The following is a 15900-nucleotide window of genomic DNA, read 5'->3' on the forward strand; positions in this document are numbered from 1 at the left end:
TCATAGGTTTTTATTCTGTTAAAGTATGTTATATATAGAAATTGCAAATATCTTCAAGGGGGTAGAAGAAATGTGGGAGACTCTTCCTAATTGGTTTTGGGCATTATATTATTTGTTTTTCTTAACAACATTAGGAACCGCAATATTCAGTGTCGTGAAAAATAAACATAGGGGATTGTCCATTCTAACCATTGTATTTACTGTTACAATTCCGATGATTAGCCTGATAAATAGCATTGGTAGAGTAGAAGGAATGAATGAATTTGAACACTTATTTAGTCAATTGCGACAGGGGGCAGTTTGGTCTATCTTTACAGTTATAGGCTATATATTTTTATTAGTATGGTGGGTGCTAATCCTGTTCAAAAGCAAGTCCAAAAACAAAGGAATAGTATCTAATTAAAACATTGTAGAGACCTCAATATTCGGGGTCTTTTATTATGCACTTTTTCAGGCGATTATGAAAGTGATGAACGTGTTGAACACCCTAAATCAGATGCAAACCTGACTTCACGAATGCTTTTGAGTAGTTTCGTAAATTTTATCTGGTTCGTCTGCCTATTTTTTTCTAGAGTCCCTTGACTTTTCAATCAAGTGTCTATATTGTATTAAGTGTACTATATCAACTAATACACTATAGACACTTAAACGTGAAGAAAGGTGTTTAACCATGAAAAAAGAAAAAAAACCAATCAATTTAAAGTGGATGGTGCTGGCTGTTGCGTTAGCATGTACATTTTTTTTCGTTCTCGTTTTCATTGGTTTTGAAGTTCAAAAAGATTTCATTCCAAATTCGGTCCCTTTAATGCAAGGACATGATCAAGCGATAGGACTGCAAAAGCATGAATGAGAAAAGAGGGAGCCATCATGATTCAAATAGATCCAAGAAGCGCTGCACCAATATATGAACAAATCATTGAGCAGTTAAAAATTTTGTGCTTAAAAGGCGTGATGAAACCAGGTGACAAACTGCCCTCTGTGAGAGAGCTTGCCACCATTATTATTGCGAATCCAAACACCGTCAGCAAAGCGTATAAAGAGCTTGAACGGGAAGGAATTATTGAAACATTAAGAGGCCGTGGAACGTATGTGACAGAAGGTGCACAGTTAAAGCTGAATGAAGGGAAGGTGTTAGAGATGAAGGAGCAATTAAGGCAACTCATTATTGAAGCTCATTATGCCGGTATTGATATTCATCAACTCAAAGAGTGGTTGGAGGAGATCGGCTCAAGTCTAAAAGGAGGAAACCAAGTTGATTGAGGTCAGAAATGTATCAAAGAAATTAAATGGACGTGAAGTACTCAGCAACGTTTCCTTCAAGATAGGCGAAGGAGAGATCTTTGGTCTGCTTGGCCGGAATGGCTCTGGTAAAACAACACTTCTTCGCTTGATTCAGCAAATCCTTCTTCCAGATGAAGGAGAGATTTATTTTAAAGATGTACTCGTAAAAGACCACCCGTTAGTGAAGCAAAATATTGTGTATATGCCAGTCGTAAATCCCTACTTTGACCGGTACAATTATGGACAGCTTGTGAAGCTGTTAAAACAACTGTATCCAAAGTTTGACGTGACATATGCCAATGAGCTTGTGAACCGGTATGAGATTCCGGAAAAAGTGAAATACCGTGAATTGTCGACAGGTTTAAAGAAACAGCTGTCCCTCATTTTAAGTTTTGCCATCAAACCAGCAGTCATTTTGTTAGATGAGCCGACAGATGGGATTGATGCAGTCACAAGAAATGACGTTCTTCAGCTGATGATTGACGAGGTGGCAGAACGACAAACAACGATTTTAATTACATCTCACCGTTTAGAGGATATTGAGCGTATGTGTAACCGAATCGGGTTTTTGGAAGGAAATCAGCTCACAAGTGTTATGGATTTAGACGAATTAAAGAATGACTACGTTAAAATCCAGATGGCATTTGAAGAGGATATGAACTTAAGTATTAGAAAAAAAGGCGTTGCCATCTTAGATCAAGCGGGTGTGTTCTATACAGCACTTGTACTCAAAACAGATGAAGAAGCAAAAGAGTATTTGAAATCGCTTGAACCAAAAGTCTGGCATGAACTGCCTGTAAATTTAGAAGAAGTATTCATTGCAAAGTTTGGAGGGAAACGCAGATGGTAAAGCGGCAATTGTTATATAAGGAATGGAAGCAGTCTGAGCTGACATTCATTTTAGTGATGCTTGTTGCGGTCTTTGCGACGCCATTATCCCTCTTAATGGATTACTCAACCTTTCAAGATTGTTTGGAAAACCGAGACTGTCTAATGGATACAACAACATTCACTTATATTTTTAAGACGGACGCATTTCTCTCACTTTCATGGGTCATGGGCGTATTTTTTGCTGTGATTCAGCTAGGATTTGAAAGAAATAAAGGGCAGATGGACTTTACCGTATCCTTGCCGTTTAGTAGAAGTTCCATCTTTCACACAAAATTTTTCTTAGGTGCTGGAATTATTGCAAGTGTTCATGCTGTTTCATACCTTCTCATTTATTTATTAAAATTAGGTCTTGGGCCAATAGAGACACCTGGATTCAACAGTCTTTATGTTTTTGCACTGTTGTCAGCCTTGATGATCTATAGTTTGTTTTTTGCAGCAGGTGCTTTAACAGGGAGTGCTATTTCTCAAGCAATCGTTGGATTTAGTACAGCTATTTTACCTTACTTAGTGATTGGTTTACCAATCCTTCATTTAGATTTTATCTTTAAAACAAGCGGGATGTGGCTGGATAAAATCTTTAATTTCTTGATCACGCCCATTTCCCCCATTACTTATATTACAGCTAACAGTTTTTATCAGGAATATCCGCTTTGGTTCAATGGTGAAGAATACATCGTTCCAATTGTCATGATGTTGCTATTTTACCTTATTGGCTTGTTTAGCTTTATTAAACATCCAATTGAACGAAATGGCCGATTCTTCCTTTATTCAATAATGGATCGCCCAATTCAAATTATGGTGATCGTGTTTGGCGTCTTAGGGTTTGGCTGGGTTGGTTTCTCCTCAGATTCATTAGTTGGATATTTTGTTGGGATGTGCATCGGTGGAGCTGTAGGCGCACTGACGAGTTATTTCTTAATCTATCGAAAAAGATAAACAGAGAGCAGGGGAGTAGAGATGATTCAAATTCAATCGTTAGATCATGTGTTTAAAATTGGGAAAAAGGGCAGGGAGAACGAGATTCCTGTGCTCAAAGACATTGACTTGTCTATTAAAAGAGGCGAAATTGCATGTATCGTCGGACGAAGCGGTTCGGGGAAATCAACTTTACTGAATTTAATATCGGGATATATTACGCCAACAAGCGGACAAATTATGGTTGATGGTACCAATGTGACCGGCTTTAATGAGAAGGAATGGGCAGACTTTCGGTTAGATCATTTTGGCTTTATCTTTCAAAGCTTTCAATTGATCGGGAGTTTAACAACATATGAGAACGTTGAACTTCCGCTCACTTTAAAAGGTGTGAAACCGTCTGAACGAAAAGTGAAAGTAAAGGAAATGCTGAAACGAGTTGGACTGGAACATCACGCAGGACATTATCCTAATGAACTGTCAGGTGGACAGCAGCAGCGTGTGAGTATTGCAAGAGCATTGATCCTTAATCCGTCTATTATTTTAGCGGATGAGCCAACAGGCAGTCTGGATTCAGAAACTGAAGGCGAAATTCTAGCCTTTATCCAGCAGCTTAATCGTGAAAAAGGAATTACATTTGTCATCATTACACATGACGATGAAGTCGCTTCAATCGCAGACACAACGTTCCAGCTTCATGATGGTGTATTAAAGAAAGGGGATCAGTCCATTGAAATTTAGAGATCAGGTCAAATTCATCAGAAGAAATATGAAGAAAAATAGATTGCGTGTGTTTATGACCATACTTGCAACGACAATGGCATGCTCTTTCTTAATCGTTCTAGCGTCGGTTGGTTTTGGTCTGCAAAAATCGGCTCAAGATGAAATCATGAAACAACAAATCATCACAGAAATTAAAGTGTTAGGCAAAGAAAAAGGGGACGTCAAGGTCGACGATCTAAAGAAATATGATCATGCGAAATCTGTCGTTGCAAGAACGTCAATCATTCCATCGGTTCACGTCGAGCTCGATAATCGCTCAAGTGATACGCAGGCTGTACTGACAGATATGAAAGAAGAAAAAGAGGCAGGTCTTGAACTAGACCGTGGAAAAGTCCCAACATCGGCGAATGAAATTGTGGTTGGGTATCATATGGCAGAACAACTTTGGACGGAAAAAGAACGAAAAGACTATGAAAAAGAAATGAATCAGACATCAAATGGTGAAGAGACACCGGAAGAGCCAAAAGGCTATACGAAGGAAATTTTAAACAAAGTCATTCAAATCAAGGTGCCAAAACTGAATGAAGAAAATGAAGTGGTGAAAGAAAAGACGTTCGATTTCCGTGTCGTCGGTGTATTGAAGAAACCGAATTTGGAGTGGCAGCAGGATCATAAAATTCTTATTCCGAATGCTTATGAAAAAGAATTTAGTCAAGTGCTCGATCTGTCTCCTGATGCTGGAAATGTCGAAAAAATGACGTCTGTCTATGCTGATAAGTTCGACAATGTCGGTGCGCTCACAGATAAGCTGACAGATGACGGCTATCAAGTCATCTCTGTGACGAATCAGCTTGAAGGAATGGATATGTTCTTTACAGTCTTTAAAATTGGACTCATCTTTGTTGGATGTATTGCGGTCATTATTTCGGCGATCGGCATTTTCAATACGATGACAATGGCCGTAACAGAGCGGACACAAGAGATTGGGATCATGAAAGCCATCGGTGCGAATCCTTCCATTATTAAGCGAATGTTCCTCATGGAAAGTGCTTATATTGGAGTGATTGGATCGATCATCGGGATCATCATCTCGTACATCGTTAGTTTTGCAGTGAATTTAATCATTCCAGCGATTTTGTCTTCCATGTCTGAAGGGGGATCCAGTGATCAATTCTCGATCACCTTCTCCTATATTCCGCTAAGCCTTGTGGTCACAGCAACAGTGATTAGTGCAGGAGTCGCCATTATTTCTGGGCTCAATCCAGCACGTAAGGCGACAAAAACGAATGTATTAACAGCACTAAGAAGAGAAATTTAAAAAAGAACCTCCTGTACCTATATTGGGCTGACAGGAGGTTTTTTTATCGTCAAAAGATGTCTATTGCTTTGGTGCCCGGTACCCTGCACGCTCAGCTTCTTCTACGGAGCAGAACATTTTGGTCACGTTTTTTGTCCGTGAGTAGTATCTGCTGCTCGGTGTGTGATATATGCCGTTGACACTTCCTTTAATATTACAGGCGGCAGATTCTTTTTTTGTTTCTTTTTGTGACTCATGACCGCCAGTATTCGACCCATCATCTTTAGGAGCAGATCGCTGGGCCGATGACGTGGTGTCTTTGTTTACTTTCTGGTGTTCTTTTTTGAGTGTTTCGTTTGTAGAGGTTAGCTTGTCTATTTTCTCTTCAAGCTCATGGATGGTTTTTTCTTGCTGTTTGACTGTCTTCTTTTCGGAGGTGATGGTTTCTAATTTCTTGGATAGCTTTTCTTTTTCTTTGGTCACGTCGTCTAAAGAGGCCGTCAGCGTTTCTTTGTCTTCCTTTAGACGAGAAAGGTCAGATGCTAATTGTTTTTGCTCTTTCAGCAGCTGTTCAGAAGATGGATCTGCTTGTGCTTTCGGAGCACCTGTGCCGGCAAACGGTAATGACATAATAGAAAAAACAAGACCAATGGTCAAAAAAGGATAGAAGAGTTTTTTTGAAAAGATTTGTTGATTTTGGTGTTTAAGTAATAAGAAATTGACGGCATATCCTATGGCGAAACAAATACATAAAAGACCTATGATGAGTAACATCATCATCTGGCAGCCCCCCTATATCGCTATTTATACCTATCATACCTCATTTTTCCATTTTGGGGAGCGGTTCAATTAAAAAAACCCTGTTTATACAGGGTTTTCAGCGTGTAGACAAACCCTCGCATTCGGTGTCAGTCCTGTGTGCCGGTGCTCACGAATGTGAAATTCGCTCCGCTCCGGTACTCGTCCTTCCTAGGGCTGCAAAGGTTTTCTATCACACTGAAAAGAAGACAAAGGGCTAAAATAAAGATCATTTTAGCCCTTTGTCAACAATCTGAAACCCTATTTATACAGGGTTTTCAGCTAATGGCAATCCTTTGATTGCTTCTTTTACCGTTAAATAAGTGATCGTACTCTGGAAGTCTGTATCTAAGTCTTTCATTTTCATCGCAAGCTGTGGTTTGATCCCAGTGATGATGAGTTCAGTTCCAGTTAAGTTCAGCAGGTGATGCAGTTTGAAAATTCGCGTTGCAACGGAATCATCGACATCTATTAAACCAGAAAGATCGACAATTAAATAATCATCCTTTGAATCTTCTAATATACAAGTTAACTTCGCGACGATGGCATCAAAGCGTTCTTCTGATAATTTTCCGATGAGTGGAAGAGCGGAAACACCATTTTTGATTGGGACAATTGGCGTCGACAGAGAGGTGACTTCCTGTAAGGAATCTTCTAGGAGTTGTTCATATTCTTTCTGTTTTGTAATATCCTTTTGAAAGCCAATAAAAAATGTTTTGTCATCTTGTTCAATGTATAGAGGATCTATATTGAGTTCATTCCAAAAAAAAGTACCGTCTTTTTTATAATTTTTGAGCTGTGTGGTAATAGGTGTTTTGTTTTGAATTCCGTGACGTATTAAGTCAAGTTGCTCTTGATTTGTGTCTTTTCCTTGGAGGAATCGACAATTACGTCCAAGAATCTCATCTGGTTTGTATCCAGTCATTTGTGTAAAGCCATGATTCACATAAACGATAGGGTTATCCTCTAAAGAAGGGTCTGTAATGACAACACCAATCCGCGCATGATCCAGCGCTTTTTTTATGAGTTCAAGCTGTTTTTGCAAGCCGAAGATGTTCGAGCTGACCATATTACCCTCCTTTGCTGCTACTATCAGACATTTAAGATGGTTTTTTTAAAACCAAATGAATTCTTTTTAAACGTAACATAACATATGTTCTGTTTCAATGATTGCAATCGTTTTGTTAAATTTGTCATCATAGTTTGTCCTCCATTAGAATAGAGTAAGTAAGGAGACTTTTCATTAGAAAAAGAAGGGATCATTTGAGGAAAATTCATAAAATGACAAAAATAGTTAATATGGATTAGGTGAAAATGATTCCAATGCATCAAGATTGTTTTTGGGTCATTCACATATAATGGAAGAAACAAGCTTTTTTTCTTCGTTAGAGAGAATAGACCTTTTACATGGATTATGACGGAACAGCAGAATGGCATTACAGGGGGCTGGACAGCCTGAAGTCGCTTTACTATTCTAAGGGCTTTAGGAAGGTGATGAAAATGCTGCAACAAGTCATTATTGCTTGCGCCATTGGAGGGGTCATGGGCATTCTCGGTCACGTAAAGAAAAAAGGCAGGCTAGAGAAGCCCAGAATGACAAAGAAGTTTATTTATCTAGGGTTTATTGAAGATTGGCTCGTTGGGATGATTGCTGCTACACTGCTTGTCTTATCCTCAAATCCCGAATCTAGTCTGCACTTGATCATCTTATCCATTATTTCAGGTTACGGAGGAGAAGCAGTTCTGCGAAGCTTCGATTTTGTGAGAGAAGAACGTTCACAGGATGCAGGCTCCAACCGTCATAACCGATCTCCACACGAATAATATCCTCACTTTACCCTAGTCTAGGGTACATTCCCATTGTATACAAACCTGCTTGCACTTATGATCATAATTCTATAAAATACTACTTAGATGACGGTTACGATAAGAACAGTGAAGAGGAGTAGTAGGAAAGCAGTATTTGTCTTTAGAGAATTGACGGCTGGTGAAAGTCAATCAAATCTGCTTCTGAACTCGCCTCAGAGTTGCAGTTGCGTTAAAGCTTCTGTCGCATGTCTGCGTTAAAGATATTAAGTGAGCGTATGAACAGTTCATGACGCTAACAAGGGTGGTACCGCGGGAACCAAAAAATCTCTCGTCCCTTTCCAGGGATGAGGGTTTTTTGTTGATTTTAGAAAAATCTGAATTCTTGCAGTGGTCATCTGAGCAGATAAAGCCGTACATATTAAAGGAGGTTTTCACATTGAGTTTTCAGCATCGGGAAATTGAAAAGAAGTGGCAGGATTATTGGCTGACACATAAAACATTCGCCACATCTGACTCGGAAGATAAACCAAAGTTTTATGCGCTAGATATGTTTCCTTATCCATCAGGAGCAGGGCTTCATGTAGGTCATCCTGAAGGATACACAGCAACGGATATTTTATCACGTATGAAACGTATGCAGGGATACGATGTTCTTCATCCAATGGGATGGGACGCATTTGGTCTTCCAGCGGAACAATACGCGCTGGATACAGGAAATGATCCAGCTGCATTTACAGAAGAGAACATTAATAATTTCCGCCGCCAAATTCAATCATTAGGCTTCTCGTATGATTGGGATCGAGAAATTAACACGACAGATCCGAATTATTATAAATGGACACAGTGGATTTTCTTGAAATTGTACGAAAAAGGATTGGCGTATATTGATGAAGTACCTGTAAACTGGTGCCCAGCACTCGGTACAGTCCTTGCAAATGAAGAAGTCATTGATGGGAAAAGTGAGCGCGGAGGACATCCTGTTGAAAGACGTCCAATGAAGCAATGGATGCTAAAAATTACAGCATATGCGGACAGGCTGTTAGAAGATTTAGAAGACATTGATTGGCCTGAAAGCATCAAAGATATGCAGCGCAACTGGATTGGACGTTCTGAAGGTGCACATGTTCACTTCGAAGTAGAAGGACATGACGAACAGTTTACGGTATTCACAACACGTCCTGATACACTATTTGGTGCAACATATGCCGTTCTTGCACCAGAGCATGCACTAGTTGAAAAAATTACAACAGCTGATCAAAAAGAAGCAGTTGAAGCATATATCAAAGAAATTCAATCTAAGAGTGACTTAGAGCGGACAGATCTTGCTAAAACGAAAACGGGCATTTTCACAGGTGCTTATGCCATCAATCCATTGAATGGGGAAAAGATGCCGATTTGGATTGCAGATTATGTGTTAGCCACATATGGCACTGGAGCGATCATGGCAGTTCCTGCTCATGATGAGCGTGATTATGAATTCGCCAAAACATTCGATCTTCCAATCAAAGAGGTTGTTGAAGGCGGAGACATTGACAAAGAAGCCTACACAGGTGATGGAAAGCACATCAACTCTGATTTCTTAAACGGCTTAGGGAAAGAAGAAGCAATTGAAAAAGCGATTGCATGGCTAGAAGAACATCAAAAAGGTGAAAAGAAAGTCACTTATCGTTTAAGAGACTGGCTGTTCAGCCGTCAGCGTTACTGGGGAGAGCCAATTCCAATTATTCATTGGGAGGACGGAACATCTTCAGCTGTTTCAGAAGAAGAGCTTCCACTGATTTTGCCTAAGACGACTGAGATTAAGCCAAGCGGAACAGGTGAATCACCTTTAGCGAATATTAAAGATTGGGTAGAGGTTGTCGATCCAGTGACAGGTAAAAAAGGACGCCGTGAAACCAATACGATGCCACAATGGGCAGGTAGCTGCTGGTACTTCTTACGTTATATTGATCCACATAACACAGAAGAACTTGCATCTCCTGAAAAGCTGAAGAAATGGCTTCCGGTTGATGTGTATATTGGCGGAGCAGAACATGCTGTACTGCATCTTCTATATGCGCGCTTCTGGCATAAGTTCTTGTATGATATCGGTGTTGTCCCAACAAAAGAACCGTTCATGAAATTGTTCAACCAAGGAATGATCCTTGGAGAAAATAATGAAAAGATGAGTAAATCCAAAGGGAACGTTGTCAACCCAGATGATATTGTAGAATCTCATGGTGCAGATACATTAAGACTGTATGAAATGTTCATGGGGCCTTTAGATGCGTCAATTGCTTGGTCTGAAACAGGTCTTGATGGTGCTCGTCGTTTCCTAGATCGTGTATGGCGTCTGTTTACAAATGAAGATGGCTCCATCAGTGATAAAGTGACAGAGCAATCTGGCGGGCCATTAGAGCGAAGCTACCATGAAACCGTCATGAAGGTAACAGATCATTATGAAGGCTTACGTTTCAATACTGGGATTTCACAATTAATGGTGTTCATCAACGATGCATACAAGGCTGACACACTACCGAAAGAATATGCAGAAGGCTTTGTGAAACTTCTTTCTCCAATTGCACCGCATGTAGCGGAAGAGCTTTGGAACAAACTTGGTCATGAAGGGTCTATTTCTTATGAAGCATGGCCGCAATATGATGAGTCAAAACTTGTCGATGATGAAGTGGAAATTGTCGTACAGCTAAATGGAAAAGTGAAAGCAAAATTAACGGTTCCTGCTGATGCAACAAAAGAGCAGCTAGAAGAGCTTGCGAAAAATGATGCACGGGTAAAAGAACAGCTTGAAGGGAAAACAATCCGTAAAGTGATTGCGGTTCCTGGAAAACTTGTCAATATTGTCGCGAACTAATGAACGCACCCATCGGTTGATACCGATGGGTGTTGTTTATTTCCCGGGACATAATTTTGTCGAAAACAAGGTGATTCCCCCATCAATCTCGTATTTAACAAGTTGATCAAGAAAATGAGGAGTGACGTCAATGGAAAAGGAAAGCAAACGTGAACAACTGCTCAGTTTATTAGGGGAAATGCCAGAGCGCCATCGTGTGGAGGCGTATACGTTAAAGATTGAGGAACGTGAATCGTACTTAGTAGAAACTCTCATTCTCTCTATTCATGGGGTGGAGGAAGTTCCGGCTTATTTTGTGAAGCCGAAAGATACAGTGAAAAAAAGGCCTGTTGTCTTGTTCCAGCATTCTCATGGTGGGAATTATGTGGATGGGAAAGAAGAGTTATTGAAGGGGGCTCATTATTTGCAAGCGCCTTCATACGCAAAAGAATTCACTTCAAAAGGTTATAGTGTGTTGGCGATTGACCACGCGGGATTTGGTGAAAGAAGGGGCAGAACAGAAAGTGAAATTTTCAAAGAAATGCTGTTAACAGGAAAAGTGATGTGGGGCATGATGCTGTATGAGAGCATGTGTGCAATTGATTATTTGCTGACTCGCTCTGATGTGCTTCCAGAGCGTTTAGCTGTTTTTGGGATGTCAATGGGCGGCCTTCTTTCATGGTGGACGGCAGCACTTGATGAGAGGGTCAGTGTGTGTGTGGATCTTTGCGCACAGGTTGATCATCACACATTGATTGAAACAAATTATTTAGATAGACACGGTTTTTACTATTATGTACCGAGCTTAGCTAAGCATTTTACAGCAGCTGACATCCAAGAAATGATTTTCCCAAGACCGCATTTAAGCTTAGTTGGAAAGCATGATCAGCTTACACCTGCTGAAGGTGTTGGACGAATTCAACAGACATTAAGTCAAGCCTATCAAGCTGCTTCCTTAAAGGAACGTTATCAGCTTATAGGTCTACATGCAGGTCATTTTGAAACGGCTGCTATGCGCCACGAGGCTACACGTTTTTTGAAAAAGTGGCTGTAATCAATAGACGGCATGGACATACTACTCCGATAGAAGATGAAGGAGGAAACAGATGAAAAAAATCACCATGATTGGCGGATGTGGTGTCATCGGACGTTTATTAACTAAAGAGCTCTCTTCGGAGTATGACCTGACCATCATTGATCAAACAAGATGTGTAGAAGAAGTCATTTTTGCAAATGCGGCAATTGAAGAGGAGTTGTTTCAAGCCATTCCAAGAGATACAGATGTGATCATTCATCTTTTAAACATAGACATGACGCATGATGTGATGAATGAAAAGGAGTTTGCAAAAATGAATGAGGTGTTTTGGATAAGCACGTATAATATGTTTCGTTCAGCGGCCAGGTTAAGCATTCCAAAAGTCATTTTTGCAAGCAGTAACCATGTGACAGATCGCTATGAAAAAGATGGTCACTCCTTACTAGGGAGAGAAATTACGACTGATGATGTACCAGCAACGAAAAATGTGTATGGCATTTTAAAATTTGCTTCCGAACAGCTTGGGCGTTTGTTTCACGATCAAACAGGTATGTCTGTCATCAATTTGAGAATTGGAACCGTCGTGACAGATGAGATGGAAGGATTGCACACCAAAAAAAGAACGAAACGAGCGCTTCTTTCACATGAAGACCTTTTCGGCATGATCAAGGCTGCCATCGAAACGGACGTTCCATTCGGGACTTATTATGCCGTATCAGAAAACGAAGGAAAACCTTGGTCTACTGAGAAAACGAAGCAGGAGTTAGGCTACAGGCCAGATGTCAATACGGCAGAAATTCTGAAAGAAAACGATCAGGCATAGGGCATAATCATGACATTAGCTCATGATCTTTTTCTTTTCATTGATGAGGCTAAAAGCACGAATGGCATGATCATCTCTGTGGTCTGTCATGATGATTATAGACGCTTTCTTCCCCCGTTTGTTACATTTTAATCACGATATCGTCAAAGGCTGCAGCTTATGTTCAGACGAAATGATAACGCTTACAAAGGAAGGGCGTGATGAACATAGATCGTTCTATTAAAGGCCGATTGTTCAATGTATTTAATTACTCTTTTCTACTCATGTTCGCATTAATATGTGTGCTCCCGTTCATCCATGTCATTGCCGCCTCTTTTGCGACAGTAGAAGAGGTCATCTCAAAGAAGTTTATTTTGTTTCCAACGACGTTTTCTCTAGAGGCCTATCGCTATATCTTTTCTACAGATATTGTGTATCGCAGCCTGATTGTATCCATTCTTGTGACACTCGTTGGAACAGCGGTCAGCATGTTTTTATCCTCACTCATGGCGTATGGGCTGTCTCGTCAAGAGCTAAAGGGCCGAAGAACCCTCATGTTTCTCGTTGTCTTCACGATGCTGTTTAGCGGAGGGATGATTCCGACGTTTATTGTCGTGAAAACACTAGGGCTGCTTGATACTTACTGGTCACTCATTCTGCCAGTGGCCATCAATGCATTCAATTTGATCATTTTGAAAAACTTCTTTCAAAACATTCCGGCAAGCCTTGAAGAATCAGCGAAGATGGACGGCTGTAACGACTTAGGGATCTTCTTTAAAATTGTACTGCCACTTTCTTTGCCAGCTATTGCGACGATTTCACTTTTTTATGCCGTGACGTATTGGAATACGTACATGACAGCCATTTTATATTTAAACGATTCAGTGAAATGGCCGATTCAGGTCCTGTTAAGACAAATCGTCATTGTATCAAGCGGTATGCAGGGAGATATGTCAGATATGGGCTCATCAACACCGCCGCCAGACCAAACCATTAAAATGGCGGTCATCGTCGTGGCGACCATTCCCGTTCTGCTTGTCTATCCATTTATTCAAAAGCATTTCAACAAAGGGGCATTACTAGGTTCTGTAAAGGGTTAAAAAGATGGAATAACGGAGGGATCTTATGGGGAGAAAGAAATTATGGCTGATTGCCTTTGTTTTGTTATTTGCCGCAAGCGGTATTCTGTCAGCTTGTTCAAGTAAAGGAGCAAGCTCATCAGATGAAAAGGTTGATTTAGACAAAAAGGTGAAACTGACATGGATGGCGATTTTGTATCATCAGCAGCCGCCAAAAGATTCAGTGTTAGAAGAGATTGAGAAGCTCACAAATACAGAGCTTGATATTACGTGGGTGCCTGATGCGGTGAAAGAAGACCGTTTAAATTCAGCACTTGCCGCAGGGAACCTCCCGCAAATTGTGACGATTCAAGACATTAAGAATTCATCTGCTATCAATGCGTTCAGATCTGGCATGTTCTGGGAAATCGGTCCATACTTAAAGGATTATCCAAATTTAAGTAAGATGAACGAACTGATTAATAAAAATGCCTCAATCGATGGGAAGCTTTATGGCATTTATAGAGAGAGACCACTTTCAAGACAAGGGATTGTCATTCGAAAGGATTGGCTTGAAAATTTAAATTTGGATACACCAAAAACGCTGGATGACCTTTATGAAGTAGCCAAGGCATTTACTGAAAAAGATCCGAACAAAAATGGCAAGGACGATACGATTGGTTTTACAGACCGTAACGATTTGATTTACGGTGCATTTAAAACGCTTGGTTCTTATGAAGGAATGCCAACAGATTGGAAAGAGGAAAACGGCAAATTTACGCCAGACTTTATGACAGATGAGTATATGAATACAATGAAATATATGAAAAAGCTGCGTGACAATGGTTATATAAACAAAGACTTCCCAGTCACAAGCAAAACGCAGCAGCAAGAATTGTTCTCACAAGGAAAAGCGGGTATCTATGTAGGAAATATGGTAGATGCAGTGAACTTAAGAGATGATGCAACAGATAAAAACATGGAAGTGGATATTATCAACCGAATCAAAGGCCCAGATGGAAAAGAACGTGTATGGGCATCAGGCGGCCATAATGGCATCTTCGCCTTCCCAAAAACAAGCGTCAAATCAGAAGCAGAGTTAAAGAGAATTTTGGCTTTCTTTGACCGAATTGCAGAAGAAGACGTGTATGGTCTCATGACATACGGGATTGATGGAAAGCATTATAACAAACAAGATGGAAATACATTTGTGAGGGAAGAAAGCCAAGTGAAAAGCTGGCAGACAGATGTACAGCCGCTTGTCAGCCTCGTAGGGATTGATAAACGTTACTTGAAAAATAAAGGCGATGCAGTTCGTACAAAATATGAAGAGCTGGAAGAAGACAATAAAAACATCATTGTCGCTAACCCTGCTGAAAGCCTGTATTCAGAAACAGCATCAGAGCGAGGAAATGAATTGAAGAAAATCATCGATGATGCGACCTATAAGTTCATTCTTGGTGATATCAACGAAGAACAATTTAAGAAAGATGTAGAGAAGTGGAAATCAAATGGTGGAAATAAAATCATAGAAGAATATGAAGCTTCCTTTAAAAAATCAAAATGATGAACATGAAGACCCCCGCTTAGTAAAAAGCGGGGGTGTTTTCATTAAAAATCGAAGTTGTCTGGATCAGGACCAATTCGTTTATTTTCATTTAAGTCAGACAGGCGCTTCATATCCTCATCAGATAGGACAAAATCAAAAATATCGGCATTTTCTTTTAAACGATGGGCTTTCGTTGATTTAGGAATCGTAATGACGCCTTTTTGCACATCCCAGCGCAAAATAATTTGAGCAGGTGTTTTGCTGTATGTGCCTGCAAGCTCCATGATCAGCGGGTGGTGCAGCAGCTCTCCCTGCATAAGTGGTGACCAGGCTTCCATTTGGATGCCATGTGTTTTCAAATACGTAAACAGCCTTTCCTGCGTGAGTTTTGGATGAAACTCGACTTGATTAATTGCTGGAATGATGTCCGCATCTGTCAATAATTCGTCTAGATGATGCGGCTGAAAGTTACTCACACCGATGGCTCTGACTTTTCCTTCACGGTATAGCGTTTCAAGTGCGCGCCATGCTTCCTTGTATTTCCCTTCAACTGGCCAGTGAATTAAATACAGATCAAGGTAATCAAGCTGAAGTTTTTTCAGGCTGTCTTCGTATGCTTTTAGTGTCGCTTCATATCCTAAATCGGCATTCCACACTTTGGATGTCACAAAGATGTCTTCGCGGCGAAGGCCTGTTTCTGCTAGACCAAGTTGTATGCCTCGTCCAACACCTTCTTCATTGCCGTAAATAGAAGCTGTATCAATACTGCGATATCCTAATTGAATGGCTGTTTTAACAGCTTCAATTAATTCCGTTCCCTCTTCAACCTGAAAGACCCCAAGACCAAATCCTGGCATGCGGACCCCGTTGTTTAATGTTTTTGTACTTTGTAAATTGTTCATATGAAAGAC

At 40.3% G+C, this 15900-nt stretch carries 16 protein-coding genes and 1 other annotated feature; of the genes, 13 read left to right on the forward strand and 3 right to left on the reverse strand.

The genetic code is table 11. From position 1 onward, the window contains the following. The first annotated feature begins 70 nt into the window (after positions 1–70). The 7 genes from ES896_RS05770 (at position 71) to ES896_RS05800 (ending at position 5128) form a co-directional block, all read left to right on the forward strand. The gene (locus ES896_RS05770) at positions 71–403 is read left to right on the forward strand and encodes a hypothetical protein (protein ID WP_039956051.1); all 333 of its coding nucleotides are present in this window, start codon (positions 71–73) and stop codon (positions 401–403) included. A 267-nt stretch (positions 404–670) separates the two neighbouring features. After that, positions 671–850 (forward strand): hypothetical protein, encoded by a 180-nt coding sequence (locus ES896_RS05775; protein WP_008342991.1) that lies wholly within the window; start codon positions 671–673, stop codon positions 848–850. A gap of 17 nt (positions 851–867) precedes the next feature. After that, on the forward strand, positions 868–1260 hold the full coding sequence (locus ES896_RS05780) for a GntR family transcriptional regulator (protein WP_017358353.1): 393 nt from the start codon (positions 868–870) through the stop codon (positions 1258–1260). Next, entirely contained in the window at positions 1253–2131 is an 879-nt protein-coding gene (locus ES896_RS05785; protein WP_007501894.1) for an ATP-binding cassette domain-containing protein, read from the forward strand. Before ES896_RS05780 ends, ES896_RS05785 begins: the two co-directional genes overlap by 8 nt. Further along, positions 2125–3108: an ABC transporter ATP-binding protein gene (locus ES896_RS05790; RefSeq protein WP_135226544.1), complete on the forward strand. Its 984-nt coding sequence runs from the start codon at positions 2125–2127 to the stop codon at positions 3106–3108. Before ES896_RS05785 ends, ES896_RS05790 begins: the two co-directional genes overlap by 7 nt. A 21-nt stretch (positions 3109–3129) precedes the next feature. Beyond that, positions 3130–3828: an ABC transporter ATP-binding protein gene (locus ES896_RS05795; RefSeq protein WP_007501890.1), complete on the forward strand. Its 699-nt coding sequence runs from the start codon at positions 3130–3132 to the stop codon at positions 3826–3828. Continuing rightward, the gene (locus ES896_RS05800; protein WP_058337253.1) at positions 3818–5128 is read left to right on the forward strand and encodes an ABC transporter permease; all 1311 of its coding nucleotides are present in this window, start codon (positions 3818–3820) and stop codon (positions 5126–5128) included. Before ES896_RS05795 ends, ES896_RS05800 begins: the two co-directional genes overlap by 11 nt. A gap of 60 nt (positions 5129–5188) precedes the next feature. On the opposite strand, the gene ES896_RS05805 is transcribed toward ES896_RS05800, so the two are convergent. Both ES896_RS05805 and ytvA read right to left on the reverse strand, forming a co-directional pair. Continuing rightward, positions 5189–5887, reverse strand: coding sequence for a sunset domain-containing protein (locus ES896_RS05805; protein ID WP_135226545.1), 699 nt, complete (start codon positions 5885–5887; stop codon positions 5189–5191). 283 nt (positions 5888–6170) lie between these two features. After that, positions 6171–6974: a YtvA family blue-light photoreceptor gene (ytvA, locus tag ES896_RS05815; protein WP_019743696.1), complete on the reverse strand. Its 804-nt coding sequence runs from the start codon at positions 6972–6974 to the stop codon at positions 6171–6173. Between the two features lie 425 nt (positions 6975–7399). Between ytvA and ES896_RS05820 the strand changes: the two genes are divergently transcribed. The 6 genes from ES896_RS05820 to ES896_RS05845 all read left to right on the forward strand — a co-directional run bounded on the left by ES896_RS05820 (position 7400) and on the right by ES896_RS05845 (position 15007). Beyond that, on the forward strand, positions 7400–7729 hold the full coding sequence (locus tag ES896_RS05820; RefSeq protein ID WP_008343006.1) for a DUF4257 domain-containing protein: 330 nt from the start codon (positions 7400–7402) through the stop codon (positions 7727–7729). Positions 7730–7831: 102 nt separating this feature from the next. Continuing rightward, positions 7832–8053: a binding site (T-box leader), on the forward strand. Between the two features lie 97 nt (positions 8054–8150). Next, positions 8151–10565 carry a leucine--tRNA ligase gene (gene leuS / locus ES896_RS05825; protein ID WP_135226546.1) on the forward strand — a complete coding sequence of 805 codons (2415 nt, stop codon included), beginning with the start codon at positions 8151–8153 and terminating at the stop codon, positions 10563–10565. Positions 10566–10695: 130 nt separating this feature from the next. After that, a complete protein-coding gene (locus ES896_RS05830) occupies positions 10696–11598 on the forward strand; it encodes a dienelactone hydrolase family protein (RefSeq protein WP_135226547.1) in 903 nt (300 codons plus the stop codon). A gap of 52 nt (positions 11599–11650) precedes the next feature. Next, the gene (locus ES896_RS05835) at positions 11651–12403 is read left to right on the forward strand and encodes an NAD-dependent epimerase/dehydratase family protein (protein WP_135226548.1); all 753 of its coding nucleotides are present in this window, start codon (positions 11651–11653) and stop codon (positions 12401–12403) included. 218 nt (positions 12404–12621) lie between these two features. Beyond that, positions 12622–13482 (forward strand): carbohydrate ABC transporter permease, encoded by an 861-nt coding sequence (locus ES896_RS05840; protein WP_098680761.1) that lies wholly within the window; start codon positions 12622–12624, stop codon positions 13480–13482. Positions 13483–13507: 25 nt separating this feature from the next. Next, positions 13508–15007, forward strand: a complete 1500-nt coding sequence (locus ES896_RS05845; RefSeq protein ID WP_008343015.1) for an extracellular solute-binding protein — start codon at positions 13508–13510, stop codon at positions 15005–15007. A 44-nt stretch (positions 15008–15051) separates the two neighbouring features. Here the strand turns inward: ES896_RS05845 and ES896_RS05850 are convergent, their stop codons facing one another. Beyond that, positions 15052–15891 carry an aldo/keto reductase gene (locus tag ES896_RS05850; RefSeq protein ID WP_135226549.1) on the reverse strand — a complete coding sequence of 280 codons (840 nt, stop codon included), beginning with the start codon at positions 15889–15891 and terminating at the stop codon, positions 15052–15054. Between the last annotated feature and the right edge of the window lie 9 nt (positions 15892–15900).

Source organism: Bacillus sp. 005/A4HT-01/001, from assembly GCF_004634445.1.
GTDB classification, from domain to species: domain Bacteria; phylum Bacillota; class Bacilli; order Bacillales; family Bacillaceae; genus Bacillus; species Bacillus altitudinis.

Excerpts from the sequence above, each read along its gene's own strand:
- ES896_RS05770 (WP_039956051.1), top strand. The coding sequence starts at position 71 with ATGTGGGAGACTCTTCCTAATTGGTTTTGGGCATTATATTATTTGTTT.
- ES896_RS05775 (WP_008342991.1), top strand. The coding sequence starts at position 671 with ATGAAAAAAGAAAAAAAACCAATCAATTTAAAGTGGATGGTGCTGGCT.
- ES896_RS05780 (WP_017358353.1), top strand. The coding sequence starts at position 868 with ATGATTCAAATAGATCCAAGAAGCGCTGCACCAATATATGAACAAATC.
- ES896_RS05790 (WP_135226544.1), top strand. The coding sequence starts at position 2,125 with ATGGTAAAGCGGCAATTGTTATATAAGGAATGGAAGCAGTCTGAGCTG.
- ES896_RS05795 (WP_007501890.1), top strand. The coding sequence starts at position 3,130 with ATGATTCAAATTCAATCGTTAGATCATGTGTTTAAAATTGGGAAAAAG.
- ES896_RS05805 (WP_135226545.1), bottom strand. The coding sequence starts at position 5,887 with ATGATGATGTTACTCATCATAGGTCTTTTATGTATTTGTTTCGCCATA.
- ytvA (WP_019743696.1), bottom strand. The coding sequence starts at position 6,974 with ATGGTCAGCTCGAACATCTTCGGCTTGCAAAAACAGCTTGAACTCATA.
- ES896_RS05820 (WP_008343006.1), top strand. The coding sequence starts at position 7,400 with ATGAAAATGCTGCAACAAGTCATTATTGCTTGCGCCATTGGAGGGGTC.
- ES896_RS05830 (WP_135226547.1), top strand. The coding sequence starts at position 10,696 with ATGGAAAAGGAAAGCAAACGTGAACAACTGCTCAGTTTATTAGGGGAA.
- ES896_RS05835 (WP_135226548.1), top strand. The coding sequence starts at position 11,651 with ATGAAAAAAATCACCATGATTGGCGGATGTGGTGTCATCGGACGTTTA.
- ES896_RS05845 (WP_008343015.1), top strand. The coding sequence starts at position 13,508 with ATGGGGAGAAAGAAATTATGGCTGATTGCCTTTGTTTTGTTATTTGCC.
- ES896_RS05850 (WP_135226549.1), bottom strand. The coding sequence starts at position 15,891 with ATGAACAATTTACAAAGTACAAAAACATTAAACAACGGGGTCCGCATG.